A 26,073-nucleotide genomic window follows, 5' to 3' on the forward strand; every position below is an offset into this window, starting at 1 on the left:
CTCTAAAGGACGCAGCCCCGAATGCCGCTGCCGGAAAAAGCATAAAGTTGCATTCCGGCGCATACTTTGTACCTCATCGTAGCATTGTTGACCGGTTGATCATAATGGAGTAAGCGTACAATCATTTGCACTTTGTCGCATGACAGCAATAAAGACTAATCCTTCACCCGTTCATAACGGTTGAAGCGGTAGGCGACTCCCAGCTTCTCGTCGCCCTTGCCGGGATAGGAATCCGCAAGTCTCCATTCTTCCTCGCGGAAGGATGGAAAGAAGGCGTCCCCGCCTCCGAATGAAGCGTCGATCTCCGTTAGCAGCAGGCAATCGGCATGAGGCAGCAGCAGCTCGTAGATCTGCTCGCCGCCGATCACCATCAGCTCCTCCCCCGCCGGCTCCAGCTGCAGAGCCTCATCGAGGGAATGCACCGTCTCGGCTCCTTCCGGCGTGAAGCCGGCGTCCCGGGTCAGGATCACGTTGCGCCTGTTCTTGAGCGGCCGGCTGCCGAACGACTCGAACGTTTTGCGTCCCATCAGCACCGTCTTGCCCATCGTCCGCTCCTTGAAGTAGCTCATGTCTTCGGGAAGCTTCCATGGAAGGTCGTTGCCGCGCCCGATAAGGCGGTCGCGGTCCATGCAGGCGATCATCGTAATCATATGGCGACCTCCGCCTTGATCGTAGGATGATGCTGATAGCCTACGATCTCGAAATCCTCGTAGCGGTATTCGAAGATGGATTCCGGACGCCTCTTCAGCACCAGCTGCGGCAGCGGATACGGCTCCCTCGTCAGCTGCAGCTTCACCTGCTCCAGGTGATTGCTGTAGATGTGGACGTCTCCGCCGGAATAGATCAGCTCTCCAGGCTCCAGATCGCATTGCTGCGCAATCATATGGGTCAGCATCGCATACTGGGCGATGTTGAACGGAAGACCGAGGAACGTATCCGAGGACCGCATCGTGAACATGCAGTTCAGCTTGCCGGCAGCCACCTGGAACTGAAAGACGAAATGGCATGGCGGCAGCTTCATATTGTCGACCTCTGCCACATTCCAGGCGCTCACCATATGGCGCCGCGAATCGGGATTGGTGCGGATGGAATCCACGACGCTCCGGATCTGATCGTGGACGTTGCCGTCCTTCCCTTCCCACGCCCGCCACTGGGAGCCGTACACAGGCCCGAGATCGCCGTTCTCGTCCGCCCATTCGTTCCAGATCCGCACCCCGTTCTCCTGCAAATAACGAATATTGGTGTCTCCGCTCAAAAACCACAGAAGCTCATGGATAATGGACTTCACGTGCACCCGCTTGGTCGTGACCAAAGGAAATCCCTTCGACAAATCAAAGCGGAGCTGCCTGCCGAAGACGGCAATCGTTCCCGTGCCCGTCCGGTCGGAACGCTCCGTGCCGTTGTCAAGAATATCCTGCAAAAGCTCCAAGTAATTTTTCATGCAACCTTCCCCTTTGTCCCAATCTGTCTATAACCCGCTTTGAAAACCTTTTTCCTATTCTACCATCAGCAGGCGAGTTTTGTCTCCATTATGCAAGGAAATGTCGCAAGAAAACGATCGAATCGGCCTATAATCCTTTGGCGCGGTAACGATTAGGGGCAATAAAGGATTTTGGGCAGGAAGGAATAACCAAATAAGAAAAACCTCGTAAGCAGCTATAACGCTCCAAGCGCATCGATGCGTTGCAGCCGCTTTTACGACCCCCCGGCGCGTCGCCCCTCCTGCCTGCTCCCCAGACCAAACAAAAAACAGCCGGCACGCGGGGTGCCGGCTGTTGCTGCATGCCGCCAGAAATCGGCAGCGGATGTATTACTTGACGAAAACGTGGATCGGGTGGCCGAGAGCCACTTCCGCCGCATCCAGCACGATTTCGCCGAGCGTCGGGTGGGCATGGATCGTGAGGGCGATATCTTCAAGCGTAGCGCCCATCTCGATGGCCAGGCCGAGCTCGGAAATCATGTTAGAAGCTTCGATGCCCGCGATGTGGGCGCCGAGCACGAGGCCGCTGTCTTTGTCGGCGACGATTTTGACGAAGCCTTCTCCAGCGTTCAGGGAAAGCGCGCGTCCATTCGCCGCGAACGGGAATTTGCCGACTTGGACGTTGTAGCCTTTGTCCTTGGCTTCCTTCTCGGTCAGGCCGACGCTTGCGCATTCCGGATCGGAGAAGCATACCGCAGGCATGCACTTGTAGTCGACTTTGCTCGGCTGTCCGCCGATGACTTCAGCCGCGACGCGGCCTTCATACATCGCTTTGTGGGCAAGCGCAGGACCGGCAACGATATCGCCGATAGCGAAGATATGCGGAATGTTCGTGCGTCCTTCGTCGTTGACTTCGATAAGGCCGCGGTCCGTCATCTTGATGTTGATGAGATCAAGGCCAAGCTCTCCGTCCGTGTTCGGACGGCGTCCGACCGTTACGAGCAGGTAGTCGGCCGTGATTTTCTCTTCCTTGTCGCCGACCGTGTACGTAACGGTGACGTCCTTGTCGGTCTGCTCGGAGCTTTTCGCCATCGCGCCGGTGATGATGTCGGCTTTTTTGGCTTTGAGCTTTTTCGCCACGAGCTGGGACATGTCTTTGTCGAAGCCGGGCAGGATGGAATCGGATCCTTCGAGAATCGTCACCTTCGTGCCGAACTTGCTGTACATTTGGCTCAGCTCGATGCCGATGTAGCCGCCGCCGATGACGACGAGGCTCTTCGGAATCTCAGGCAGCGTCAGAGCGCCCGTGGAGGACACGATGCGTCCGCCGAACGGGAATGCCTTCAGCTCGATCGGACGGGAGCCCGTCGCGATGATGCAGTTCTTGAACCGGTAGCGCGGCGCTTCCTGATCGTTGAAGACACGGGCTTCGTTTTCGTTGATGAACATGACTTCGCCGGCAAAGTACTGGACTTTGTTCGCTTTCAGCAAGCTGGCTACGCCGCCGGTCAGCTTCTTGACGACGCTGCCGCGGAACTCCTGAATCTTGGACCAGTCGACCTTCACGTCGGCGGCCGTAATGCCGATCGCTTCGGAATGGCTTACCGTGTCGAATTGATGGGAAGCCGAGATCAGAGCCTTGGAAGGAATGCAGCCGACGTTCAAGCAGACGCCGCCTACATATTCCTTATCTACGCAGAGCACGCTCTGGCCGAGCTGAGCGGCGCGGATCGCCGCTACATATCCGCCTGGGCCGGCACCAATTACCAGTGTATCGATATCGAGAGATGGATCTCCTACTACCATGAGTTATACCTCCATAACGAGCAGCTGAGGGTCGCCCAGAAGCTGTTTAATGTAGTTAAGGAAATTCTGAGCCGTCGCACCGTCGATGATGCGGTGGTCGAAGCTGAGGGACAGAGCCATGACGGAAGCAGGAACGATTTGGCCGTTCTTGATGACAGGCTTGTCGGAAATGCGGCCTACGCCAAGGATCGCGACTTCAGGGAAGTTGATGATCGGCGTGAAGAACATGCCGCCGGCGGAGCCGATGTTCGTGATCGTGATCGTGCTGCCTTTGAGCTCGGCGCCGGTAAGCTTGCCGTCGCGGCCGCGGATAGCCAGGTCGCGGATGGAATCGGCGATCGTCCAGACGTTTTTGCGGTCGGCATGCTCGATGACCGGTACGATGAGGCCGTTGTCGGTATCCGTCGCAATGCCGATGTTGTAATATTTGCGGAGCACGATTTCCTGGGACTCCTCATCCAGCATCGCATTCATGATCGGGAACTCGCGGCAAGCCGCTACGAGTGCTTTCACGATGAACGGCAGGTAAGTGAGCTTGACGCCTTTTTTCTCGGCGACGGGCTTCGCTTTTTGGCGAAGCTCGACCAGAGCGGTCACGTCGACTTCATCCATCAGCGTGACATGCGGAGCCGTATAAGCGGACTTCGCCATCGCGCCGGCGATGATTTTGCGGATGCCCTTGAACGGCAAGCGCTCTTCCGGACGGTCTCCGCCTTGGGATGCCACCGGAGCGGCTTTCGCTTCTCCAGCGCCTTTGGCAGCAACAGCCGCGTTGTCGGAAGCTGCCGCCGGAGTCGATTTGCCGCCGCCTGCAGCGAACTGCTCGACATCCTCGCGGGTCACCTTGCCGTTTTTGCCCGTGCCTTGGACGGCCGTGATGTCCACGCCTTTTTCGCGGGCGAGCTTGCGTACGCTAGGAGTGGCAAGCACGCTGCCCTTGGCTGCGCCTTCGGCCTTGGCCGGCTGCGCGGCGGGAGCCGCGTCCTTCGCCGTCACTTCGGCATCGGCTTTGGCTGCGCCTGGAGCGACATTGGCCGCTTCGTCCTTCGCTACTTCCTTCGCGCTGTCCTCGGCAGGAGCCGCGCCTTCCGGAAGATCGCCTTCGGCATCGATGATCGCGACCACTTCGCCTACATGGCATACCTGACCGTCCTTCGCGAATACTTCAAGCACGGTGCCGTTGACCGGACAAGGCACTTCCACGACGGCTTTGTCGTTCTGCACTTCCATAATGATGTCATCGTCGGTTACTTTGTCGCCCGGCTTGATATGCATGGTCATGATTTCGCCTTCATGCAGACCTTCGCCGAGCTCCGGGAACCGGTATTCGAATTTTGCCACGGATGTACCTCCTTTTGCGTCTAGAGCTTGGTGATGGCCGCGGAGCTGGGACAAGCACCGGCAGAGACGGGCCTGCCCGCTCCTCGCCATCGGAACCAGCCGGCAGTCCGGCCGGATGGATTAGAAGTCGAGGACTTTCTTCACGCCGGCGATGATGCGCGCAGGCGTCGGAAGCCATTGATCCTCGATCTGCGCATACGGGTACACCGTATCCGGTCCGGCTACGCGCAGGACAGGAGCTTCCAGATGGAGAATGGCCTTCTCGTTGATCTGAGCGATGACCTCGGCAGCAGCGCCGGAAGTTTTTTGCGCTTCCTGCACGATGATGACGCGGTTCGTCTTCTTGATGGATTCCACGATTGTATCGATGTCAAGCGGCATCAGCGTGCGCAGGTCGATGACTTCGACCTTGACGCCTTCCTTCTCCAGCTCCTCGGCTGCTTTCACAGAGGTGTGGACCATCATGCCGTACGTAACGATCGTCACGTCGCTGCCCTCGCGGACGACGTTGGCCTTGCCGAGCGGAATCGTGTACTCTTCTTCCGGCACTTCGGCGCGGAAGGCGCGGTACAGGTTCAAGTGCTCCATGAAGAAGACCGGATCGTTGTCGCGGATGGCGGAGATCATGAGGCCCTTGGCGTCGTATGGATTGGAAGGAATGACGACCTTGATGCCTGGAGTCTGCATCGCAAGGCCTTCCAGGGAATCCGTATGCAGCTCGGCTGCCTTCACGCCGCCGCCGAACGGGGTGCGGAATACGATCGGCGAGTTGTAGCGGCCGCCGGAACGGTAGCGCATGCGGGCCGCTTGAACGAACATTTGATCCAATGCTTCATAGATGAAGCCGACGAACTGGATTTCAGCGACGGGGCGGAAGCCTTGGACGCCGAGGCCTACCGCCATGCCGGCCAGAGCGGATTCCGCGAGCGGCGTATCGAATACGCGCTCCTCGCCGAATTCCTTCTGCAGTCCTTCCGTCACGCGGAAGACGCCGCCGGTATGGCCGACGTCCTCCCCGAACAGCATTACATTATCGTCACGCTTAAGCTCGGTCCGCAGAGCGTCGCGGATTGCTTCAAGCATATTCATTTGAGCCATGTTAACAGGTTCCTCCTTCGGTGGATCGGCCGCTTGGCCGCTTAGAAATCGGCTTTTTGCTCTTCAAGATGCGCAGGCGTGTTCTCGAACATCGAGTCGATCAGGCCGCCGACCGTCATTTTCTCGGTCGCCTCGGCTTTTTTGATCGCATCGTTCACGGCTGCTTTGGCTTCTTCTTTCACGCGAGCCGTATCTTCCTCTGTCCAGAGGCCTTTTTTGTCCAGATATTTGCCGAAGCGGATGATCGGATCCTTTTGGGTCCATTCGCTTTCCTCGTCCTTCGTACGGTACTTGGTCGTATCGTCGGAGAGGGAATGCGGACGGAAACGGTACGTCAGCAGCTCGATCAGCGTCGCGCCTTCGCCGTTGCGTCCGCGCTCGGCAGCTTCGGATACCGCTTTGACGACAGCCAATACGTCCATGCCGTCAACCTGCACGCCTTTGATGCCGGCAGCGAGAGCCTTGTGGGCGATCGACTGGGCAGCCGTCTGCTTGGAATAAGGAGTCGTAATCGCGTAGCCGTTGTTCTGCACGACATAGATCGCAGGCAGCTTATAGGCGCCCGCGAAGTTCAGGCCTTCGTAGAAATCGCCCTCGGACGAGCCGCCGTCGCCGGTGTACGTGATCGCAACGCGCTTCTCGCCGCGCTTCTTGAATGCCATCGCAACGCCGGTCGCATGGAGGATCTGAGCGCCGATGATGATTTGCGGCATCAGGACGTTGACGCCTTCGGGAATCTGGCCGCCATGCTGATGGCCGCGGGAGTACAGGAACGCTTGGTACAGCGGAAGGCCGTGCCAGACGATCTGAGGCATGTCGCGGTAAGCCGGGCAGATGAAGTCTTCCTTGTTCAGCGCGTATTCGCTTCCGATCATGGAAGCTTCCTGGCCGGATACCGGCGCGTAGAAGCCGAGACGGCCTTGACGGCCGAGATTCACGGCGCGCTCATCCCAAGTGCGCGTGAAGACCATGCGGTACATCAGTTCCTTCAATTGTTCGTCGCTGAGCTCCGGCATGAGATCCGGATTCACGACTTCGCCCTCCGGCGAAAGAATCGTAAGCGGCTCTACGTTATCACTGTGGACTTCGTAAGAATGCTTGTTCATGAGCTTGCTCATCAGGGAGGTTCACCTCGATTTGTTATTTGAATCTTGATCTGCTCTGTTATAGAATTATTATAAACCTGTTACCTTGAAACGGTCAAAAAAAATTGCGTGAAAGCGGCGATTTTTCATGATTTTCAAGAAATATGTGCATGAATTGTATGTGTAACAGCCTTGCAATTTCAGTAGTACAGGATAGTACAACAAGCGTTTTCATAAGCGGCGGACGTTCTGAATGCCAAGGAACGGCGAGAGCCGGCTGCGACGGGATGGGATTTCCAGCCGTGAGATCTCCATTACAGAAAAATGAAAAACAGCTGCAGGCCGGAACGGCGGGGCGCGGGACATCTCCTTATTGTTTACCCTAAGCTCCGCTTCCCCATGCAGCCCAAGGAGGACATAAGCATGACCGACGACAAATACTTGAAACGGACCATCGTGAAGGAAACGGTGCCGAGCGCCTTCCTGGATACGGGCTCCCGCGATCTGAGGATCTACCTTCCCCCCGGCTACAACGAAGTGCTGAGCTACCCGGTCGTGTACGGCCAGGACGGCGAAGACCTGTTCAACTTCGGACGGATCGCGACGCTCGCCAACAAGCTGATCATCGACGGCGAGATCGAGCCCTTCATCATTGTCGGAGTCGACGTGGACAAAAAGAAGCGCACGGCCGAATATTCCCCGGACGGCAGCCTGCACGAAGCCTACGTCCGCTTTTTCGCGGAAGAGATGCTTCCCTTCGTCGAGGAGCGCTATCCGGTCCGGCGCGAGCGCTCGGAGCGGCTGCTCGTCGGCGATTCGCTCGGCGGCACGGTGTCCCTTCATCTCGCGCTCCGGTATCCGGATATTTGGAGCCGCGTCCTCTCGCTGTCCGGCGCATTTTATGAGGCCTCGCAGCAGCTGGCGGCGCTGGAGCAGGAGCTTGGCTGGCTGCAGCTGTACCAGTATGTCGGCTTGCAGGAAACCGACTACCAGACCGATACGGGCATCTACGACTTCGTCACGCTGAACCGCGAGATGCGGGAGCTGCTCGAGGCCAAGGGCGCCGGGATCCTGTATACGGAAAAAGACGGCAAGCATCAATGGGGCTTCTGGCAGCGGGAAATTCCCGACGGCCTCAAGCATTTCATGGACTGATCAGCTGTCATGGCGAATAAAAAAAGGGAAACGGCCGGAAAGCCGCTTCCCTTTTTTTATTCGCCTTTGGCGTGCTGCCGCCCACTTCTATACGCGCGCATGGCCGGCAAGTCTGGCCTGATCGTTCTTGATTAAGCTCAGCAGCCGGTCGCAGCCTTCGTTCACGAGGCGGAACGTCTCCTCGAAATCGCCGGTATAATATGGATCCGGCACCCCGGCACGCTCCTGCCCCGGAAGCAGCTCCATGAAACGAAGCAGCTCGCCGTCCGGTTCGATGGACCACTCCCGCAGCAGCTCCCTCACATCCTGCTCGTTCTTCTCGTCCATGCAGACGATATAGTCGGCCTGCTCCAGAGCCTGCCGGCTGACGAGCGTCGAGATCATTCCCTGGCAGGAGATTCCGGCCGCGTCCAGCATCCGGCGCGTGCCCTCATGAGGCGAATGGCCGAGATGCCAGTCTCCGGTTCCGCAGCTGCCGGCTTCGACGATTCCGCCAAGCCCCTGTTCCTCCGCCTTATGCCGGAGAACCGCCTCGGCCATCGGGGAACGGCAGATGTTGCCGAGGCATACGAACAGAACCTTCGTCTTCTTGTTGTCCGCCATCAGAACAGCCCTCCCTTTCTCATGTCTCCCGAGGCGGGACGCAGCGACCTTCTCGGCAGCCTCCACTTGAATATGACCGAGAACATGCGCATGACGATGATCAGCACGAACAGGACGATCAGCCCGACCGTGCTTCCCGGCCATCCGAGGCCGATCGCGGCGCCGGCGAGAATGGCCCATACCGCGTAGATCTCGTCGCGCAGCACGAGCGGCTTGCGCCCGGCGAGCAGATCGCGGATGATTCCGCCTCCAATGCCGGTAAGCGTGGCGGCGACCATGACCGCGCTGAGCGGATGCTTCATGCCCGTGGCGTACAAGGCGCCCTGTATCGCGAACGCCGACAGGCCGATGGCATCGAACAGCGCCTCCATCCTGCGCCAATGCTGGATCCAGCCGACCGGCAGCAGGAAGGCGATCGTCATCGCCGCCAGCGCAACCTTGATGAGAAGGCCCTGGGTCCATAACGTCGTGACCGGAACCCCGATGAGCAGGTTGCGGATGACGCCGCCTCCGAATGCGGTCACAAGTCCGAGCACGAAGACGCCCAGAATGTCATACTCTTCCTCCATGGCGACGATCGCTCCGCTGACCGCGAACGCAATCGTGCCGATAATGCTGAATACGGCAAAAATATCGGTGTACAAGTTCTAACGCCCCTTAAGTCTCCATCATCCTACCTATAATAGCCGCGAGGGATGCAGGACGCAACCGTCATTGCGGCATCGTCTCCGGACAAGCTATAATGTCGGCAGATTCAATCCCGAAAGGATGGAAAACCTTGGAACCGTCAACCTTCAATGGCCGGGTCGTCATCGTATCCGGAGGCAGTCTCGGCAGCTGGATTCTGGATTTGATCCAAGAAGGCGACCGCATCATCGGAGCCGACGCCGGAGCGCTGTTTCTCGTGCGCCATGGCATCAAGCCTCATCTGTCGCTCGGCGACTTCGACTCCGTAAGCCCGGAGGAGCAGAAGGATATCCGCGCCGAAAGCCTCGAGTCGGCTTCCTTCGATCCCGTCGACAAAAACTACACGGATACCGAGCTTGCCTTCCGACGTGGCCTTGACCTGAAGCCGTCGTCGATTCTCCTGCTGGGCGCGACGGGAAGCCGCCTTGACCACACGCTCGCCAATGTGCACTTGCTGCGGTTGTCCGCGGAACAGGGCATTCCCGCAGCCATCGAGGACGCTGCGAACCGGATCCGCGTGCTGCCGCCGGGCTCATCGATGGCATTGGGCCGCAGCCGCTTCGAGCATATCTCGCTGCTGCCGCTCAGCATGCGCGTAGCCGGCATCAACCTTGCCGGATTTCAATATCCGCTGACCGACGCAAGCCTGGAGATCGGCCAGTCGCTCGGCATCAGCAATGCTTTGGCCGCCGAATCCGGCACCGTATCGTCGGCGGAAGGCTGGCTTCTCGTCATCGAGAGCATCGGCTGAGATCCCGTTTGCCGACTTTGGCCGTTCGCGGTCTGCTGTTCGCCGTTCGCCTTCGGCCGCTTGCCGCTTGCCTCCGGCTTGACACCGGTCATTCCTTGCCGCCGTCGCCCGGCGTCTCGATGCTCAGCCCATCGACATGCTTGCGGGACATCAGCTTCCTGGCCTTGCGGTTTTCCTTCGAATCGAACACGATGTCGAGATCGTACTCCGTTCCCGGATAGAGCTGCTCTTTCTCGATATACAAGGACAGCCGCTTGCGGTTGAAGCTTCTCTTTTCCTTTTGGACCTGAACCCCGACCTCTCCCCGCTCATCCGCTTCACGGAAGACGATGCCCGTTCTCCGGAGCGGGTAGATCCAAACGCAGTCTCCGACGCGGAAATGCACCTTCTCCTTCCCCTCCGCTTTTTTGGCATTTCCCGCCGAAGCGGGCTCCGCCTTGCTTCGCTCCTTTAATCCCGTCCGTTCCGGATCACTTCGCCCCTTATCGACAGGCTTCATTGCAGCAGCTTCCGAAGTTCCTTCCGAAGCTCCTTCCTGCCGCTGAAACTCCGGAGACCGATGCGGCCTCAGCTGCTCCGCACGGTCGAGGATGGACTTGGGCAGTCCGTATCGCCTCGCGATCGCCAGCGCGTAGCTGTCCCCCGCTTCTCCCGGCTCCAGCCGGTACAGCGGCTGCAGAGATTCCGGATCGAAGGCCATGCGGGCGTTCATGCAGCGTCCGGTGCGCGCGGCATACGCTTTGATTTCATTGAAATGAGTCGTCACGGCAAGCTTCGAGCCTCGCCGTCCCAGCTCCTCCAGCACGGCGATGGAAAGCGCGATCCCTTCACCCGGATCCGTCCCTGCGGCGAGCTCATCGAGCAGGACGAGCGTCCTCCTTCCAGCCGTGGCCAGCACTTCCCGCAGAACGGCCAGATGGGCGGAAAAGGTGCTGAGAGACTGCTCGATGCTCTGCCCGTCTCCTACATCGGCCAGCACATCGTCGAACATGCCGATCGCCGTTCCTTCGGCCGCCGGCAGGAACAAGCCTGCCTGGGCCATGAGCACGAACAGGCCGATCGTCTTGAGCGCCAGCGTCTTGCCTCCCGTATTGGGACCGGTAATGTACAGCTGATCCCATTCCAGGCCGAGCTCGGCATCGATAGGCACCGCTTGCTCCCCGAGCAGCGGATGGCGCCCGGACACGATTCTGAGAGCGGGTTCGGCTTCAAGCGCGGGCTCCGTCCCGTTGTACGAGATCGCCAGCTTGCCTCTCGCGAGAATGAAATCGAACATCGCCATCGTCTCCAGGTTGATGCCGAGCTGCGGCCCATGCTCCTCCGCCAGCTCCGACAGCCCGGCCAGGATGCGCAGCCGCTCCTGCTCCTCCGCCGATTTCCATGAAGACAGCTCCGCCTGCAGATCGGCAATGTCGGCCGGCTCTACGAACAGCGTCTGGCCGCTGGCGGATTCATCCCATACGGTTCCAGGCACCAGCTTGCGGTGCTCGCGCCGGACCGCGAGGACGAACCTGCCGCTGCGCTGGCTGATGACGGCTTCCTGAAGGGCATTTCGATATTTGGCCAGCGAAGCGTCGAGCTTCCTCCGTATTCGGTCCTCCGCCACTCCGTAAGCGCGCCTGATCCGGGACAGCTCGGGCGAAGCATGGTCATGCAGCCATCCTCCCCGGATGCAGCGATCCAGCTCGGCCCGCAGCTCCGGACAATCGCGCATGGAAGAGGCGTAGCCGGACAGAAGCGGCGCGGCATCTCTCTTGGCCTCCATGTAGCGCTTCATCTGCGCCACGGAGCCGAGCCATGCCGACAAGCCCGACAGCTCGCGCTCGTCGTAGATTCTGCCCTTGCCGAGCAGCGCAAGGAACGGACCGATGCCTTCCATCGCGGACAGCGGTACGCTCGCTCCCGACGCCAGCAGCGACTCCGCTTCGGCCGTCTCGCGGAGCCACTGCGCCGCCTGTCTCCCTACCGGGCTTGGACGATGCTTCTGAGCCAGCCTGAGGCCGGGCTCCGATACGGTGAAGCCGCACAGCTGCTCATGGATGGCGTCGTATTCCAGTCTTGCCATGGATGCTTGATTCAACTTGATTTCCTCCCCGAAAATGCTCATGTCCATATCGACCCAGCCGCTAGAAGGCGTTCAAGGACACAAAAAAAACAGGAGGGAACGCGGAAGCGCTCCACTCCTGTCGGGCTAGGTACCTGCTGCCGTCTTTCCCCAGTACGCCTCCAATGACCGGCTGCCGCAAGCCTCGGTGAACGGCTTGCGGCGGCAGGTGCATGGGAAACGAAAAAAACCGTGCTCGAAGGAGCACGGAATACCGGTAAGACGATTGTCCGCAGACCATCGCTCAGGGTGAGTATCCACATGTTCTCAACTCTTCATAAGCGCACCCGAAAAACCTAGTGAATGAATCCATTCATAAGGGTAATGACTTCGAGAAGCGCCATATAAAATTTAAGAGTTAAGAACACCTGTAATCATCAATAGCTCCCCTTTGGATGAAAGTCGGCTGGAATCGTATAGCTCCCACGAGCATACAAACAAAATCGATTTTCGTCAAGAGCTTCCGCCGCCCGAATGCCGTCTCCCGAAGACCCCTTTTTGTTTAGTAGTGAATTATATTCGGAGCCGCCTTATAATGGAACCAACGCTGCATCGCAGGAGGTACGAGATGAAATTAAGGCTGCTGACCCCTTACCTGGCTTCAAGAGGCTGGCTCTACACCGCCTCGCTGCTGCTTATCGCCGCCGGAAACATCATCCAGTCCTACTACCCGCACATTCTCGGAGAGTTCATCGACCGTCTCAAAAACGATGATATCGCGATGCCCGACATCCGAATGTACGCGCTCATGCTCGTCGCCATCGCCGTCTGCTACGGCTCCATGGCCGGCCTCGGACAATACCTCATCATGAGGCTCGGCAGAGGCTTCGAGCGGCTGATGCGCAAGCGTCTGTTCCGCCACTTCACCCGGCTGAGCGAGTCCTACTACGCCAAGCACGGCGTCGGCCAAATGCTGAGCTACGTCATGAACGACGTCACCTCCGTCCGGGAAGCCATCTCGGTATGCCTCAATCAGACGGCCAACGCCGTCATCCTGCTCCTGTCGGCCTTCGTCATGATGGCCGCTTCGGGACTTCCTTGGGGACTCATCGTTCCTTGCGTGTCCCCCCTGCTGCTGATTCCGTTCCTGGTCGTCTACTTCGGACCGCGGATCCGCAAGCGCTCCCGCATCGTGCAGAACGCCCTCGCGCGCATGACCGAATCGGCCGAGGAGCAGTTCGGCGGCATGCGCGTCACCCAGAAATTCGCCGCCGAGGACGTCATGGCGGAGAGATTCGGCGGCACCGTCGACCGGATCAGGGAAAGCCAGCTCGGACTGGTGCGGATGTCTTCCTTTTTCCAGGCGCTGCTTCCGTTTCTCGGCGCCCTGTCGCTGGTCGTCACGATCGCTTACGGCGGCTATCAGGCTCTGAGCGGAGCCATTACGATCGGAATGTTCGTCTCCTTGACGCTTTATGTTCGGCTGATGATCAATCCTCTGCAGCAGATCGGCAACGTCATCAACACGATGCAGCGGTCCCGCGCCAGCCTTGAGCGGCTGCAGGAGCTTCTGTCCATCATCCCGGATATCAGCGATGCGGAGCAGTCCGTCCCGCTCTCCGGATCCGGAATCGAGCTGCGCGGCCTCAGCTTCAACTACCCCGGCTCGCCCATGGAGGCGCTCCATGATATCCAGCTCTCTGTTAAGCCGGGCATGACTGCGGGAATCATCGGCCGGACCGGCAGCGGCAAAACGACGATCGCCAAGCTGCTGCTGCGGATCTACGAAGCACCCCCGCGAACGATCCGGATCGGCGAAACCGATATCCGGGAGCTCGGCCTCGGCAGCCTGCGCGAGAATATCGCCTATGTCCCGCAGGACGGCTTCCTGTTCAGCACGACGATGCGCGACAACATCGCCTTCTCCAGGCGCAATGCCGAGCAGAGGGAGGTCGAGGACGCCTCCCGCCAAGCCGGCATCTACGAGAGCATCCAGCAGTTCAGCGAGGGCTTCCAGACCCGCCTCGGCGAGCGAGGCGTCACGCTTTCCGGCGGACAGAGGCAGCGCACGAGCCTGGCCAGAGGGCTCATCAAGGACGCTCCCATTCTCATTCTCGACGACAGCGTCAGCGCTGTCGATGCCGTCACTGAAACGGCCATCATCCGCAATATCCAGCAGCTCCGCCAAAACAAGACCACGCTGATCATCGCGCATCGCATCAGCGCGCTCAAGCATGCCGATGTCATCTTCGTCATGGACGAAGGCCGGATCGTCCAGCAAGGAACGCATGAAAGCCTGCTGGCGGAGAAAGGCATCTATGCGGAGCTGTTCGCCCTGCAGCAAGGAGGGACTTCACATGGCCAAATCGGCTGAGCATGCCGAAGCAGCGAAGCAGCAGCAAAACCCGGCCCGCTCCAAGGAAGCCCGAAAAGGCATCATGATCTATGCCAAGCCGTATCGCAAAGCGTTCGCAGGCGTATTCTTCTGCACGCTGATCGCGGTATTCGCCGACCTGCTCCAGCCTTATCTCGTCAAGATCGTCATCGACGACCACCTCATGAAAGGCAGGACGGAATTTCGGCCGCTGCTGCTCATCGGCGTCCTGTATCTTCTTCTGTCCATTCTCGCGCTGCTGTTCTCCTATCTGCAGAACAACCTGATCCAGCGCACCGGCCAAGGCATCGTGGCAAGCCTCCGCAAGGACTTGTTCCGCCATATATCCCGGCTGTCTCCGTCTCTCTTCGACCGGACGTCGAGCGGCAGCCTCGTGACGCATGTATCCAGCGACACGGAGACGGTCAGCCAATTTTTCACCCAGGTGCTGATGAGCCTCATGCGCGACGGGATGACGCTGCTGCTCATCATCGTGCTCATGTTCCAGCTCGATCCCGTGCTCGCTTCCTACAGCATGGTGCTGCTTCCCGTCATCGGCATCATCGCGTTCTCCTTCCGCAGCTACATGCGCAAGACGTACCAGCTGTCGCGCAGCCGGCTGTCGCGCCTGATCGCCTTCACGGCCGAGAACCTCTCCGGCATGAATCTGGTGCAGGCTTTCCATCAGGAGAAGGAGCAGGAGCGCCAGTTCGCCGAAAAGAACGAAACGTACTTCGAGGCCAATCTGAGGGAAATCCGCACGAACGTGCTGTTCAACCGCTCCTTCGACCTGCTGGGCAACCTGTCGGTCGCCTTCATCGCCTGGCTCGGAGGCCGCGCCGTCCTGGGCGAAAGCCTGGAATTCGGCATCCTGTATGCGTTCATCACGTATATCCGGCAGTTTTTCCAGCCCATCAATGCGATTACCCAGCAATGGAATACGCTGCAATCCGCCTCCGTATCGATGGACCGGATCTGGGGTCTGCTTAGCACCAAGCCCGATCTTCCGGATGAAGGAAAAGCCTCCTTCCCGGTCTTGAACGGGGGCGGCAGTCCGAAGGTCAGCGGCGCCATCGATTTCCGCAACGTGACGTTCGGCTATGGGGACGGGGAGCCGGTCATCAAGGCGCTGAGCCTGAGCATCCGTCCCGGAGAGAGAATCGGCATCGTCGGCACGACAGGAGCAGGCAAAAGCTCGCTGATCAGCCTTCTGTGCCGGTTCTACGACGTGCGGAAGGGTTCGGTGCGGATCGACGGCATCGACGTGCGCGAGCTCCCTCTCGCCACGCTCAGCCGGACGGTCGGGCTGGTCCAGCAGGAGCCGTACCTGTTCTCGGGCTCGATCATCGACAACATCCGCCTGTTCGACACCCGCTTCAGCCGGGAGCAAGCGATGGAGGCTTGCCGGTTCGTCGGGGCCGACGCTTTGATCCGCCGTCTGCCGGACGGTTATGACACGATGCTGAGCGAAAAAGGCAGCGGACTGTCCACCGGAGAGCGGCAGCTGCTCAGCTTTGCCCGCATCGTGCTCTATCAGCCTGCCATTCTCGTGCTGGACGAGGCGACGGCGAATCTCGACTCCAGCACCGAGCAGCTCGTCCAGCGGGCGCTGGACGCCGTTGCGGCGGGAAGGACGACGCTCGTCATCGCCCATCGCATTTCGACTGTCATGGATGCGGACCGCATCATCGTCATGCGCAGCGGCATCATCGCCGAGCAGGGCAGCCACGAGGAGCTGGTCCGGCAGCGCGGCTATTACGAGCAGCTGTTCCGCCATTCCCAGGGCCGCCCGGAAGAACGCGGAGCCGGCTAGACAGCCCGTAGACCAAACAAGCAGCCCCCGACGGATGCGATGACGCATCTTCGGGGGCTGCTTGTTTGTCGAGTTCAATTAATCGAGAATACGGCGCATTCCCGCCTCGGCGAACTTCACGTTGTCCGGCAGGCCGTACTCACGGCGCAGATCGATATCATGCGACATATGTGTCAGCAGCATTTCGCCTGGCTGCAGCTCCTCCCGCAGCTCCAGAGCTTCCGTGACGTCGTATACGGAGCGCCCGGCGTAAGGATAGGGCTCGCGGTAAAAGCTCGTCCCGAGCACGATGAGATCGGCGCCGCGCAGCGGCGCCTTCTGCATTTCGTCAAGGCCGATGGAATCCGAGCAGTAGACCCAGGCGTATCCGGTCTCGCCATGGTCGAACCGATAGGCGTACGAATAACCGTTGAATCCATGATGGACGCGCCAGCTTCGAATGCTCCAGCAGCCGATCACGAGCGGCTCTTCGATCGGCGTGAAATCGATCCATCGGTCCAGCCAGGGAAAGCGGGCCCGAATATCGGGGATGACCTCGGCGGGAGCGTATGCCTGGCCCCTCTGCTTCGTCCATCTGCATGCATCCGCCCACTCCACGAGGCCGCCGATATGGTCGAAGTGCGCATGCGTGATCAGCATTCTCCTGATCGAGCGCAAACCTGCCGCTTCCATCTGCCTGCCCCAGTCGGGTCCGCAGTCGATCAGCGTCACATCGTCCGGAGAGCCGCCGCCTTCCAGTCCGTCGATCCGCACGAGGGAGCGCAGCCTCCGGTTCCTGCCGGTCTTCCTTGCTTCCTCGCACACGGAGCAACTGCAATAAACCCGCGGCACTCCAAGCGAATCGCCGGTGCCGAGGAAGGTCAGCACGGCCGGTGCCGAAGCCATCAGAGCGGAAGCAGGGCGATAAATTCCCGTTCTCGGATGCTCTGAACCATGTCGTACCATTCCCGAGGCTTGCGCTCGATTGCCGAATAGTAGGTTTCCAAAAACTGAGCGGCCAGAGCTCCCGGAATCTCGTCACGGAGCTCGTCCGTCGGCAGGAAGCCGAGGTCCAGGCCGCTTACCGCTCCGCCTTCCAAATCCCAGGAAGGATGGACATAGGCGAGATCCAGTCGCTTGTAGCCGATATGGGACAGCACCTCGCGCCTGACGATCGGATTCATCGGGCTGACGCCTCCGAATTCATGCCCGGTGCGGTAAGGATCGTAAATCTCCGCAAACATGCCGAGCGGCTCCGTTGCGGATTCCTTGGCCAGCCGATCCAGCTCCCGCTCGCGGCTGCGCATCAGGAAACGCCCGATGCCGAGGCCCGGCCGGCCAATGATCGTAAAGTCCGTCATGGCGACCCGCATATCCGGATAATAGCGGTATTCCGTGGCGCCGACCGCCTCTCCCTCATGCAGGGCGACGCAGACATGGATGGACGGGTCGAGCAGCGGCTCCCGCCACAGGTCGTAGGCGAGCACCTCTTCCGGCGGAAACACCTCCTGCAGCAGGCGGTGGAGCTTGGGGAACTGCGGATCATCAATGGACACGATGCGGTGGAATTCCATGTATACGGCCAACTCCTTCTTTTCTTTGATCAGGTTTCTTTCTTAAGACTCCTGGATGAGGAATGGATTGCGCCATTCCATCAATGCGGCATTGTGGCAGGATTCCTCATCCTCCAAATAGTTCTCCGCAATCCCGGCCGGCATCCTGCCGCAGCGGAGCAGAAAAGACAAAACCGGGTCATGGAGGTCGCCCTTCAGCACGGCGGCCACATACTGCTGCGGCTTCAGCTCGGCGGCATGACGATGGTAGCCCGGCAGCCGGCCGCCGCCAAGCAGCCTTGCCTTGCCCAGATGCACGACTGTTTCGTACATCGTCTGCATCAGCCACTTGCCGATGCCGCTCTTGCGATGCTCGGGCCGGACGCATATATCCACGACATAGAGGGTGTCTCCCTCCGGATCGTGATTCCGGATATAGCCGCTGTCGGTGACGGTTGCCCAGTCATGGTTTCCGGCGAGGCTTCCGTCCGTCAGCATGCCGGTCATGGACCCGACGATCTCCCCTTCCACGACAGCGCATAGGGCTCCTTCCGGGAAGCGGGCTGCATGCTCGCGGATCTGCTCCCGGTTCCAGAGCAGCTCCTGAGGATAAGGAGGCGGGAAGCTCGCTTCCTGCACCCGGATCAATCCCTCCGCATCTTCAAGGCCGTAGCGGCGAATCGCCGCTTCTACCGGCTTGCCTGCGTGGATCACGTACAGTTTTTTCAGCATCTGATGATTCCTTCCTTCTCCCCGGCTTCTGTCAGCTCCAATCCCCATACAGATCCGTACGCCGGTCTCTCCACGTCGTCACGGAGCCGCTCCGGCGGACGTCCTCGAGCAAGGACAGGTCAAGGTCGGCCACGATCAGCATATCGCGGTTTTCCGTCCCTTCGCACATGATGCCCTTCGGAGGGAACGGAATATCGTTCGGAGTGATGACGGCCGCCTGGCCGTAATTGGCTCTCATGAAGTCTACCCGGCGCAAGGAACCGACCGTTCCGGTCGTCACGATATAGACCTGGTTCTCGACGGCCCGGGCATGGCAGCAGTAGCGCACGCGGTAAAAGCCGTGGCGGTCATCCGTGCAGGAAGGACAGAAGATGACGTCCGCCCCTTTGGCACGGGCCATGCGCACGATTTCGGGAAACTCGATGTCGTAGCAGGTCAGCATCGCGATCTTGCCGTACGGAGTGTCGAACACTTCCAGGCCGTCTCCGGCGGACATGTTCCATTCCTCCACCTCTGTCGGCGTCAGATGGATTTTGGCTTGCGTGCGCATGCTCCCGTCGGGTCCGAACAAATGCGCCGTGTTTCTCAGCTTACCCTCCGCCGTGCGGACGACGTGGGTGCCTGCGATGATGTGCATGCCGTATTCCCGGGCAAGGCCGGCGAACAGCCCTTCGTACGCCTCCGTGAAGTCCGGCAGCGACTGTATGCCGGGCGCTTTGCCGTCCTCTCCTCTGATGCTGAGCAGCTGCGTCGTCATGAATTCGGGGAACAGCAGGAACTGGGTTCCATATTCCGAGGCGTTGCGGACATAATGGGCGGCTTGAGCGGCGAATTCGTCAAAGGAATCGATATCGGCCAGTTCATACTGGACCGCGCTTACGCGGAATTTCATCATTAACCTCCTTTAATAAACAGCCAACCAATTATGAGAGGATTCTCACCGTATTCTCATAAAGCCTTTTACATCGCGGTTTGGTTGGGTTTTCTTTCTTTCTGGAAATGATTAGGATACAAAAGGTGTGTTATGATCCTTTTTGTAAGCAACACTACATAATCAACGTACACCATGATGGAGGGACACCACAAGACATGCGCACAAGCAAATGGAAAAAGACGATCATGAACATCGGCCTCTGCGCTGTCATTGGAGTGTCGGGACTCGCTCTTGGCTCTGCATCGACAGCACATGCCGCGACGCCGCAGGCGGAAAAGCTTCTCTCCTACGGCAAGCAGTATTTGGGCGTTCCTTACCGCCTCGGAGCTCCTAGCGGCGTTACATACGCATTCGACTGCTCTTCGTTCACCCAATACGTCTACAAGAAAACCGGCGTCTCCCTGCCAAGGACTTCTAGCGAGCAGGCCGCCAAGGGAGTCAAGGTGACCCGCGGCTACCTCAGCAAGGGCGATCTCGTCTTCTTCACCGGCAGCTCCGGCAAGAGCATCGGCCACGTCGCCATCTACGCCGGCTCCAACAAGATTCTGCACACCTACGGCAAGACGGGCGTGACGATCTCCAGCCTCGGCACCTCCTACTGGAACAATCACTACGTCACCGCCAAGCGCGTCCTGTAGAGAATTCCTTACGAACGATGATAAAAGCCGCATCGCCTTCGATACCGAGGGCGTGCGGCTTTTTTGCTTCCATTGCGGCCAAAAGGCCGGCAGCGCTACCGGCCGCCGTTGCCTTTCAGCGTCTGCGGGAATTGGAGCGTAATCGTCGTTCCTTTGCCCGGCTTGCTGAATACGTCGATCTGTCCTTCATGGAGCTCAACGATCCTCTTGGCGATCGAGAGGCCGAGCCCGACGCCGCCGGTCGTGCGGCGGCGCGCCCCGTCCACGCGGTAAAACCGCTCGAACAGATAAGGAATCTCGTTCTCGGGAATGCCGATGCCCTTGTCCGTCACATGGACGCGAACGGACTGCTTGACCGCGCTCACCGTGACGTCGATCGGCTCCTTGCTGTACTTGATGGCGTTGTCCAGGAGGATGACGAGCAGCTGGCGGATCTTGTCCTTGTCGCCCGACATCTTCAGTCCGCCTGCGGAAGTATGGACCCGGATCGGACGCTGGAACGTCGCCTGCAGCATGCCGGCCAGCTCGTCGACCATCTGCACGACGTCGAACGTCTCCAGATTCAGCCAATCCTCCTGCTCCGCTTCGGCCAGCATGAGCATCGATTTGGTGAGGTTCTGCAGGCGCTCCGCTTCCTTGGCGATCGCATCGATCGCCTCTTCGCGGATCGCGGCGTCGTCGCGGCCCCAGCGCTTCAGCATGCCCGCGTAGCTGACGATGACGGTCAGCGGCGTCTTCAGCTCATGCGACGCGTCTGCGACGAACTGCTTTTGACGGGCGAACGTGCGGTCCAGCCTCTCGATCATCTGGTTGAAGGCGCGGAGGAGCTGGAGCAGCTCGGCCGACTCCTCCTTGTCCCCCATCTCGATCTTGCGCAGCTTGCCGCTGCGGTCGATCTCCCTCATCGTCTGCACCATCTGCTGGATCGGGGCTGTCAGCCTCGAGGTGAACCAGTACGTGCCGAAGATCGCGAACAGGATCGCGCCGATGCTGGTCACGGACAAGGCCGCTACGAGCACCTTCATGTAGCTGTCCTGAAGATTGAGCTTGCGCTCGATCTCCAGCATGCCGATGATCTCGGAATCCTGGTAAAGCGGCACCTTCATGAACAGAACCCTCGTGCTGCCGACAAACCTTTCCCCCGACTCCCGGTAGGCGACGAACTTGACCGGCAGCGCCAGCAGGTCCGTATCGGAGCCCTGCAGATTGACCGTCTTGCCTTCCGGACTGATGATCCGGATCAGCTCGTTGACGTTGTAGAACTCCCTGAGCAGCCCTTCGTCCGCGAGATGCGTCTTGTCGTTCAGCTTGTTGTTCTCCAAAATCAGGTTCACCTTGTTCATCATGACCTGCTGCTCGCTGCGCGTCGTGATCTTCGTCATGAACAAGTAGACGAAGATGTTGAACAGGATGAGGATGAAGATGAGCCAGAAGATCGTGAAGAGGGTGAACCGCTTGCGGAGAGTCATGCCTCCGGCTCCTTCATCATGTAGCCGACTCCGCGCACCGTATGGATCAGCTTGTGTCGGAAGCCCTTGTCCAGCTTCTGGCGGAGGTACCTAATATAGACGTCGACGAGATTCGTCTCGCCCATGAAGTCGTATCCCCATACTTCCGACAGGATTTCTTCCCGGGACTTCTCTTCGTTCTTATGCTGCGCCAAATAGACGAGCAGCTCGAACTCGCGCGGCGTCAGGTCGATGGCGAGCTCCTTGCGGAACACCTTGCGGGTGCGCAGCTCGACCGTCAGATCGCCGATCTTGAGCAGATCGGAGCCTTCGGATTCCTTCGGATTCTGCTGGAAGATGCGCAGCAGATTGCGCACGCGCGCCAGCAGCTCCTCCATCGCGAAGGGCTTGGTGATGTAGTCGTTGGCGCCGTGCTCGAATCCGCTGACCTTGTCGGGCACCGTATCCCGGGCTGTGATGAGAATGACGGGGATGGGATTGCCTGCCTGGCGGAGCCGGCGCAGCACCTCGATGCCGTTCAGCTCCGGCAGCATGACGTCGAGCAGGACCAGGTCCCACTCTCCCGAGGATGCCTGCAGAAAGCCGCTGCGCCCGTCCGAGGCGTGGCCGACATAATAGCCTTCATGCTCCAGCTCCAGCTGGAGGATGCGCGCGATGCTTTCTTCATCCTCGATAACCAGCACACGTTCATTCATTCTTGGATGTCACCTGCTTTCGGGTAGATTGGCGGCGCCGCCGCCTGGCTGTCAAGCCGGCTGTCGAGATCCGGAACCGCGGTCGACGGATCCTGACAGCCGGATACTCATGATGCCCGCTTGAACAGCATGCCCTATATCAGTTCTGCGCCTGACGCTCCATCGACCAGGCCTCTACATCCCATGTCTTCGTTACCCAGTCCTCATAGAAATCAGGTTCGTGGGAGACAAGGACGATCGTGCCCCGGTAGGACTGGAGCGCGCGCTTCAGCTCGGCTTTGGCTACGACGTCCAGATGGTTCGTCGGCTCGTCGAAGAGGATCCAGTTGCTTTCGCGCAGCATCAGCTTGCACAGCCGCACCTTGGCCTGCTCGCCGCCGCTCAGCTGGCTCAGGCTGCGGGTGATATGCTCGTTCTTGAGGCCGCAGCGGGCAAGAGCCGCGCGGACCTCATGCTGGTTCATGAAAGAGAACTCGTTCCATACATCCTCGAGCGGCGTCAGCCCCGGAGCCTTCGCCTCCTGCTCGAAGTAGGCCGGCAGCAGGTAATCGCCGCGGTACACCGTTCCATCGAGCGGCTCGATGCGGCCCAAAATGGTTTTGAGCAGCGTCGACTTGCCGACGCCGTTGCAGCCGACGATGGCGATCTTGTCGCCGCGCTCGATCAGCATGTCCATCTTTGGCAGGAGCGGGCTCGAATAGCCGATGGAAAGGCCTTTCGCCTCGAAGATCGTCTTGCCGCTCGTCCGCCCTTCGTTGAAGCTGAACGTCGGCTTCGCCGCTTCTTCCGGCTTGTCGATGCGGTCGATCCGGTCCAATTGCTTCTCGCGGCTCTTCGCCCGGCCGGAGGTGGAGGCTCTGGCTTTGTTGCGCTGGATGAAGTCTTCCTGCTTCTTGATGAACTCCTGCTGCTTCTCGTATGCTCCCAGATGCTGGGCTTTATTCATCTCGGCCATTTCCAGGAATTTCTCGTAGTTGCCCGTGTAGCGGGTCAGGCGGGAAAACTCCAGATGGTAGATGACGCTGACGACGGCGTTCATGAAGCCGGTGTCATGGGAGATCAGGATGAACGCATGGGGATAATTGCGCAGATAGTTCGCCAGCCAGGAGATATGCTCATCATCCAAATAGTTCGTAGGCTCGTCGAGCAGAAGGACCGTAGGCTTCTCCAGCAGGAGCTTGGCCAGCAAGACTTTGGTCCGTTGTCCGCCGCTGAGGGCCGTGACGTCGCGGTCGAGGCCGATGGCGCTGAGCCCGAGGCCGTTCGCCATTTCGTCCACCTTCACGTCGAGCAGGTAATAATCCCCGATCTCGAGCTCCTCCTGGATCTCGCCCATGCGTTCCAGCAGGACGTCCAGGTCGGCGTCCGGCTCGCCCATGGCGGCCGTCACCTCGTTCAGCTCCTTCTCCAGCTCCAGCAGCGGCCCGAAGGCGTCGCGCAGCACGTCGCGGATCGTCTTGCCCGCCTCCAGCTTCGTATGCTGGTCGAGGTAGCCGTAACGGATTTTGGGCGTCCATTCCACTCGGCCCTCGTCCTTCAGCTGCTTGCCGGTCAGGATGTTCATCATCGTCGACTTGCCGGTGCCGTTCGCGCCGACCAAGCCTACGCGCTCGCCTGCGAGCAGGCGGAACGACACGTCCCTGAACAGGACGCGGTCTCCGAATGTATGCGATAAATTTTCAACGGTCAGTAAGCTCATGTAAGTTCCATTCTCCATTCCTGTCTTTATGCAGAGAAAATATCCCGATTAGGGTTCCTAATGGGATATTGTATCACATTATGGGGGTGCTTGGCTTCCCCTTCCGAGAAGAGTCTAGGGATCGCCATGCTGGAAGCGAATTTGAATCCGCCGCCTGCGGCAGCTGCGGCCGGATGACTAGGCCGCCGCCGTCTTATTGTTGAGAAAGAACAGCATCGAAGCCGCCAGCAGAAGGAGCAGAATGCCGATGACGACGCTCGCTGTTCCGTTTTCATAGGAAAAGATCAGCATCAGCTCCCAGAAGGTTCTTGGCCCGGAATCGGGGCCGCTGCTGTAAGGATACGCATACGCAACGGGCAGAAGCCCGAATAGAATCAAGGCGGCGCCTAGAGCCGCCATCAAGATGTAGCCTGCTTTCATATCCGCACCTCCCGGTTCTCTACTTGTCATTTTACCATAAAATGGATGAAATGCGAGCGGCTGCGCAGACCCTTAGAAAGGAGGCAGGCTTCCATACACGGACTCGCGGCACGAATCTCCTTGCAGGAATCGTTTTGGTCCTCTCTATCCCGGAAGCAACGCCGACAAAGCTCCCAACGCCTGACGGAGCGCAGCGGCCGCATTCCCTTTGCGCGGCAGCGGCATTCCTTCCCAGAGCAGCGCGTACCATTCGGACGGCTCCAGATAAGGAATTACGATGGCCGGCTTTTCCGGGAGCATCGCCAGCCATTCCGCCCTTTCCGGGAAAGGAGCGTCCTTGCAGGCCGCCCAAACCGTACGGAGCCCCGCAGCTTCCCGCACCCGCAGCAGCCGGTTCAGGGCGGCGATCCTCGCTGTGCTCCAGCGTGCGGGATTGGGATCCGCGCAGACGACGAGCAGCCCGGAACCGGAAGCCCACTCTTCCGCTAGGGCGGCCTCATGCCAGCGGGACGACCAGTCGACGATGACGGCGCCTTCGCCGCCTCCGGAAGCCATCAGCCGGAAGCGCGCATCCTGATCGGCGGCCGCAGCGGGAGCAGGCTCGGGATGGAGCACCTGCCAGGATCCGCGGACGCCTCCGAGACGCCGGTAGCGGGGGTCGGGCCCATCCGGGGCAGGAGGCAGCGCCGGGCTCCCGATCAAGGCGCAGTATTCGGGCTCTCCTCCAGGAGCCTCGATCAACTGAAAAGGCCGCCCCTTCTCCTCCAAATACCGGGCCAGCATGAGGCTCAAAAACGTCGCCCCGCTGCCCGGTGAGAGAGAAAGCACCGACACGGTTCCGGGCAAAGCGCCTCCGGCAAGGCCGAGCGCCGCCGCCTTGCCGTTGCCGGCCAAGCCCGCTCCGGCACTATCGGCCCATAATCGGATTTCCCTGGCCGCCTCCTCCATGGATGGCAGCCGGTCTTCCGGCCGCCGCTCCAGCATGTTCAAAAGCCATGGAGGCAGCACTTCCCCTGCCCTCCTTCCGTGGAAGCCTTCGCGGCATTCGCCGCCGAGCATCAGCCAGCGCACGAGACGGCCAAGCCCGTACACGTCGGTGCGGGAATCGCTCTGCCCTCCCGATTCCTGCTCCGGAGCCGCAAAACCCGGCGTTCCCAGCCGGCGCGTATCGGATCGGCTGCCCGGCTTGTAGCTGCGCGCGATGCCGAAATCGATGAGCCTGACCCTTCCCTCCTTGTCGATCATGACGTTGGACGGCTTCAAGTCCCGGTGGATGACAGGCGGCTGCTGTCGGTGCAAGTACGACAGCGCCGAGCAGAGCTGCAGCGATATCGCCGCCGTTTCGTGGAGTTCCAGCCCTCTGCCCCGCGCCATGACCGCCTGCTGGAGAGTCTGGCCGTCGATGTAGTCCATGACGAGCATCTCGCCGGAGCCCGGGCTCGGAGGATAATAATCCAGCAGCTGAGGCAGGTGGGGGTGCTCGAGCCTCATGAGCATGAAGGCTTCCTCCGCCGTCAGAGCAGCCCGGTCGGCCGCATTTATTTTTAACGCCCTTAATTTATTGTTCAGCCGGGTATCCTCCACGGCGTACACTCGGCTCATCCCCCCGCGTCCGATTTCCGCCGCCACTCTATACCGGCCGCCTACCAAGCTGCCTGCAGCCAGGCCATCCCTATTCAGATAAATGTCAGCCGTATGTTCTTCCATGTCCCTCAGCCTCCCTCGCCATGCGGCCTGGAATGCAAAAACCCGGCTATGGCGCAGCATCTCCAAAGAG

At 59.8% G+C, this 26,073-nt stretch carries 23 protein-coding genes; 5 read left to right on the forward strand and 18 right to left on the reverse strand.

Annotated elements, in window-relative coordinates; genetic code table 11:
* Window positions 1-155: 155 nt before the first annotated feature.
* From PHU01S_RS01625 to pdhA, 6 genes are all read right to left on the reverse strand, one after another.
* Entirely contained in the window at window positions 156-650 is a 495-nt protein-coding gene (locus PHU01S_RS01625; RefSeq protein ID WP_021877481.1) for a dihydrofolate reductase, read from the reverse strand.
* Window positions 647-1,441 carry a thymidylate synthase gene (gene thyA / locus PHU01S_RS01630; protein ID WP_127505744.1) on the reverse strand — a complete coding sequence of 265 codons (795 nt, stop codon included), beginning with the start codon at window positions 1,439-1,441 and terminating at the stop codon, window positions 647-649. Before thyA ends, PHU01S_RS01625 begins: the two co-directional genes overlap by 4 nt.
* A 369-nt stretch (window positions 1,442-1,810) precedes the next feature.
* Window positions 1,811-3,226, reverse strand: a complete 1,416-nt coding sequence (gene lpdA / locus PHU01S_RS01635; protein WP_021877479.1) for a dihydrolipoyl dehydrogenase — start codon at window positions 3,224-3,226, stop codon at window positions 1,811-1,813.
* 3 nt (window positions 3,227-3,229) lie between these two features.
* Window positions 3,230-4,567 (reverse strand): dihydrolipoamide acetyltransferase family protein, encoded by a 1,338-nt coding sequence (locus PHU01S_RS01640; RefSeq protein WP_021877478.1) that lies wholly within the window; start codon window positions 4,565-4,567, stop codon window positions 3,230-3,232.
* A 120-nt stretch (window positions 4,568-4,687) separates the two neighbouring features.
* Window positions 4,688-5,665, reverse strand: coding sequence for an alpha-ketoacid dehydrogenase subunit beta (locus PHU01S_RS01645; RefSeq protein WP_021877477.1), 978 nt, complete (start codon window positions 5,663-5,665; stop codon window positions 4,688-4,690).
* A gap of 41 nt (window positions 5,666-5,706) precedes the next feature.
* Window positions 5,707-6,771 (reverse strand): pyruvate dehydrogenase (acetyl-transferring) E1 component subunit alpha, encoded by a 1,065-nt coding sequence (pdhA, locus tag PHU01S_RS01650; protein WP_048745914.1) that lies wholly within the window; start codon window positions 6,769-6,771, stop codon window positions 5,707-5,709.
* Window positions 6,772-7,173: 402 nt separating this feature from the next.
* Between pdhA and PHU01S_RS01655 the strand changes: the two genes are divergently transcribed.
* Complete coding sequence (locus tag PHU01S_RS01655; protein ID WP_048745869.1) at window positions 7,174-7,905, forward strand: alpha/beta hydrolase; 732 nt, start codon at window positions 7,174-7,176, stop codon at window positions 7,903-7,905.
* 87 nt (window positions 7,906-7,992) lie between these two features.
* On the opposite strand, the gene PHU01S_RS01660 is transcribed toward PHU01S_RS01655, so the two are convergent.
* Window positions 7,993-8,508 (reverse strand): low molecular weight protein-tyrosine-phosphatase, encoded by a 516-nt coding sequence (locus PHU01S_RS01660; RefSeq protein WP_127505746.1) that lies wholly within the window; start codon window positions 8,506-8,508, stop codon window positions 7,993-7,995.
* Complete coding sequence (locus tag PHU01S_RS01665; RefSeq protein WP_048745872.1) at window positions 8,508-9,152, reverse strand: trimeric intracellular cation channel family protein; 645 nt, start codon at window positions 9,150-9,152, stop codon at window positions 8,508-8,510. The genes PHU01S_RS01660 and PHU01S_RS01665 overlap by 1 nt, the downstream gene beginning before the upstream one ends.
* Before the next feature lie 134 nt (window positions 9,153-9,286).
* Between PHU01S_RS01665 and PHU01S_RS01670 the strand changes: the two genes are divergently transcribed.
* The gene (locus PHU01S_RS01670; protein WP_232316789.1) at window positions 9,287-9,946 is read left to right on the forward strand and encodes a thiamine diphosphokinase; all 660 of its coding nucleotides are present in this window, start codon (window positions 9,287-9,289) and stop codon (window positions 9,944-9,946) included.
* A gap of 88 nt (window positions 9,947-10,034) precedes the next feature.
* On the opposite strand, the gene PHU01S_RS01675 is transcribed toward PHU01S_RS01670, so the two are convergent.
* On the reverse strand, window positions 10,035-12,026 hold the full coding sequence (locus tag PHU01S_RS01675; RefSeq protein ID WP_127505748.1) for an endonuclease MutS2: 1,992 nt from the start codon (window positions 12,024-12,026) through the stop codon (window positions 10,035-10,037).
* 592 nt (window positions 12,027-12,618) lie between these two features.
* Between PHU01S_RS01675 and PHU01S_RS01680 the strand changes: the two genes are divergently transcribed.
* On the forward strand, window positions 12,619-14,364 hold the full coding sequence (locus PHU01S_RS01680; protein ID WP_048745876.1) for an ABC transporter ATP-binding protein: 1,746 nt from the start codon (window positions 12,619-12,621) through the stop codon (window positions 14,362-14,364).
* Window positions 14,348-16,177, forward strand: coding sequence for an ABC transporter ATP-binding protein (locus PHU01S_RS01685; RefSeq protein ID WP_127505750.1), 1,830 nt, complete (start codon window positions 14,348-14,350; stop codon window positions 16,175-16,177). Before PHU01S_RS01680 ends, PHU01S_RS01685 begins: the two co-directional genes overlap by 17 nt.
* A 78-nt stretch (window positions 16,178-16,255) precedes the next feature.
* On the opposite strand, the gene PHU01S_RS01690 is transcribed toward PHU01S_RS01685, so the two are convergent.
* Genes PHU01S_RS01690 through PHU01S_RS01705 form a run of 4 tightly spaced genes read right to left on the reverse strand, consistent with a single transcriptional unit; the run spans window position 16,256 to window position 19,333 of the window.
* On the reverse strand, window positions 16,256-17,062 hold the full coding sequence (locus tag PHU01S_RS01690; RefSeq protein ID WP_127505752.1) for an MBL fold metallo-hydrolase: 807 nt from the start codon (window positions 17,060-17,062) through the stop codon (window positions 16,256-16,258).
* The gene (locus PHU01S_RS01695; RefSeq protein WP_127505754.1) at window positions 17,062-17,730 is read right to left on the reverse strand and encodes a GNAT family N-acetyltransferase; all 669 of its coding nucleotides are present in this window, start codon (window positions 17,728-17,730) and stop codon (window positions 17,062-17,064) included. Before PHU01S_RS01695 ends, PHU01S_RS01690 begins: the two co-directional genes overlap by 1 nt.
* 42 nt (window positions 17,731-17,772) lie before the next feature.
* The gene (locus PHU01S_RS01700; RefSeq protein WP_127505756.1) at window positions 17,773-18,441 is read right to left on the reverse strand and encodes a GNAT family N-acetyltransferase; all 669 of its coding nucleotides are present in this window, start codon (window positions 18,439-18,441) and stop codon (window positions 17,773-17,775) included.
* A 31-nt stretch (window positions 18,442-18,472) separates the two neighbouring features.
* Window positions 18,473-19,333, reverse strand: a complete 861-nt coding sequence (locus tag PHU01S_RS01705; protein WP_127505815.1) for a carbon-nitrogen hydrolase family protein — start codon at window positions 19,331-19,333, stop codon at window positions 18,473-18,475.
* A gap of 197 nt (window positions 19,334-19,530) precedes the next feature.
* On the opposite strand from PHU01S_RS01705, the gene PHU01S_RS01710 reads away from it, so the two are divergent.
* The gene (locus PHU01S_RS01710) at window positions 19,531-20,013 is read left to right on the forward strand and encodes a C40 family peptidase (RefSeq protein WP_049867307.1); all 483 of its coding nucleotides are present in this window, start codon (window positions 19,531-19,533) and stop codon (window positions 20,011-20,013) included.
* A gap of 95 nt (window positions 20,014-20,108) precedes the next feature.
* Here PHU01S_RS01710 and PHU01S_RS01715 read toward each other — a convergent pair whose 3' ends face one another.
* From PHU01S_RS01715 to PHU01S_RS01735, 5 genes are all read right to left on the reverse strand, one after another.
* On the reverse strand, window positions 20,109-21,482 hold the full coding sequence (locus PHU01S_RS01715) for a HAMP domain-containing sensor histidine kinase (RefSeq protein WP_021877466.1): 1,374 nt from the start codon (window positions 21,480-21,482) through the stop codon (window positions 20,109-20,111).
* Window positions 21,479-22,177 (reverse strand): response regulator transcription factor, encoded by a 699-nt coding sequence (locus PHU01S_RS01720; protein ID WP_127505758.1) that lies wholly within the window; start codon window positions 22,175-22,177, stop codon window positions 21,479-21,481. The genes PHU01S_RS01715 and PHU01S_RS01720 overlap by 4 nt, the downstream gene beginning before the upstream one ends.
* Before the next feature lie 139 nt (window positions 22,178-22,316).
* On the reverse strand, window positions 22,317-23,876 hold the full coding sequence (locus PHU01S_RS01725; RefSeq protein WP_048745880.1) for an ABC-F family ATP-binding cassette domain-containing protein: 1,560 nt from the start codon (window positions 23,874-23,876) through the stop codon (window positions 22,317-22,319).
* A 177-nt stretch (window positions 23,877-24,053) separates the two neighbouring features.
* On the reverse strand, window positions 24,054-24,296 hold the full coding sequence (locus PHU01S_RS01730) for a hypothetical protein (protein WP_127505760.1): 243 nt from the start codon (window positions 24,294-24,296) through the stop codon (window positions 24,054-24,056).
* A 144-nt stretch (window positions 24,297-24,440) separates the two neighbouring features.
* Window positions 24,441-26,003, reverse strand: coding sequence for a serine/threonine-protein kinase (locus tag PHU01S_RS01735; protein WP_164762940.1), 1,563 nt, complete (start codon window positions 26,001-26,003; stop codon window positions 24,441-24,443).
* Between the last annotated feature and the right edge of the window lie 70 nt (window positions 26,004-26,073).

Origin of the sequence: Paenibacillus humicus NBRC 102415 (genome assembly GCF_004000905.1) — a bacterium.
In the GTDB taxonomy this organism is placed as follows: domain Bacteria; phylum Bacillota; class Bacilli; order Paenibacillales; family Paenibacillaceae; genus Paenibacillus_O; species Paenibacillus_O humicus.

Coding starts and splice junctions, on each gene's coding strand:
- PHU01S_RS01625 (WP_021877481.1), bottom strand. CDS start 650: ATGATTACGATGATCGCCTGCATGGACCGCGACCGCCTTATCGGGCGC.
- thyA (WP_127505744.1), bottom strand. CDS start 1,441: ATGAAAAATTACTTGGAGCTTTTGCAGGATATTCTTGACAACGGCACG.
- lpdA (WP_021877479.1), bottom strand. CDS start 3,226: ATGGTAGTAGGAGATCCATCTCTCGATATCGATACACTGGTAATTGGT.
- PHU01S_RS01645 (WP_021877477.1), bottom strand. CDS start 5,665: ATGGCTCAAATGAATATGCTTGAAGCAATCCGCGACGCTCTGCGGACC.
- pdhA (WP_048745914.1), bottom strand. CDS start 6,771: ATGAACAAGCATTCTTACGAAGTCCACAGTGATAACGTAGAGCCGCTT.
- PHU01S_RS01655 (WP_048745869.1), top strand. CDS start 7,174: ATGACCGACGACAAATACTTGAAACGGACCATCGTGAAGGAAACGGTG.
- PHU01S_RS01660 (WP_127505746.1), bottom strand. CDS start 8,508: ATGGCGGACAACAAGAAGACGAAGGTTCTGTTCGTATGCCTCGGCAAC.
- PHU01S_RS01680 (WP_048745876.1), top strand. CDS start 12,619: ATGAAATTAAGGCTGCTGACCCCTTACCTGGCTTCAAGAGGCTGGCTC.
- PHU01S_RS01685 (WP_127505750.1), top strand. CDS start 14,348: ATGGCCAAATCGGCTGAGCATGCCGAAGCAGCGAAGCAGCAGCAAAAC.
- PHU01S_RS01690 (WP_127505752.1), bottom strand. CDS start 17,062: ATGGCTTCGGCACCGGCCGTGCTGACCTTCCTCGGCACCGGCGATTCG.
- PHU01S_RS01695 (WP_127505754.1), bottom strand. CDS start 17,730: ATGGAATTCCACCGCATCGTGTCCATTGATGATCCGCAGTTCCCCAAG.
- PHU01S_RS01700 (WP_127505756.1), bottom strand. CDS start 18,441: ATGCTGAAAAAACTGTACGTGATCCACGCAGGCAAGCCGGTAGAAGCG.
- PHU01S_RS01705 (WP_127505815.1), bottom strand. CDS start 19,333: ATGAAATTCCGCGTAAGCGCGGTCCAGTATGAACTGGCCGATATCGAT.
- PHU01S_RS01710 (WP_049867307.1), top strand. CDS start 19,531: ATGCGCACAAGCAAATGGAAAAAGACGATCATGAACATCGGCCTCTGC.
- PHU01S_RS01715 (WP_021877466.1), bottom strand. CDS start 21,482: ATGACTCTCCGCAAGCGGTTCACCCTCTTCACGATCTTCTGGCTCATC.
- PHU01S_RS01720 (WP_127505758.1), bottom strand. CDS start 22,177: ATGAATGAACGTGTGCTGGTTATCGAGGATGAAGAAAGCATCGCGCGC.
- PHU01S_RS01725 (WP_048745880.1), bottom strand. CDS start 23,876: ATGAGCTTACTGACCGTTGAAAATTTATCGCATACATTCGGAGACCGC.
- PHU01S_RS01730 (WP_127505760.1), bottom strand. CDS start 24,296: ATGAAAGCAGGCTACATCTTGATGGCGGCTCTAGGCGCCGCCTTGATT.
- PHU01S_RS01735 (WP_164762940.1), bottom strand. CDS start 26,003: ATGGAAGAACATACGGCTGACATTTATCTGAATAGGGATGGCCTGGCT.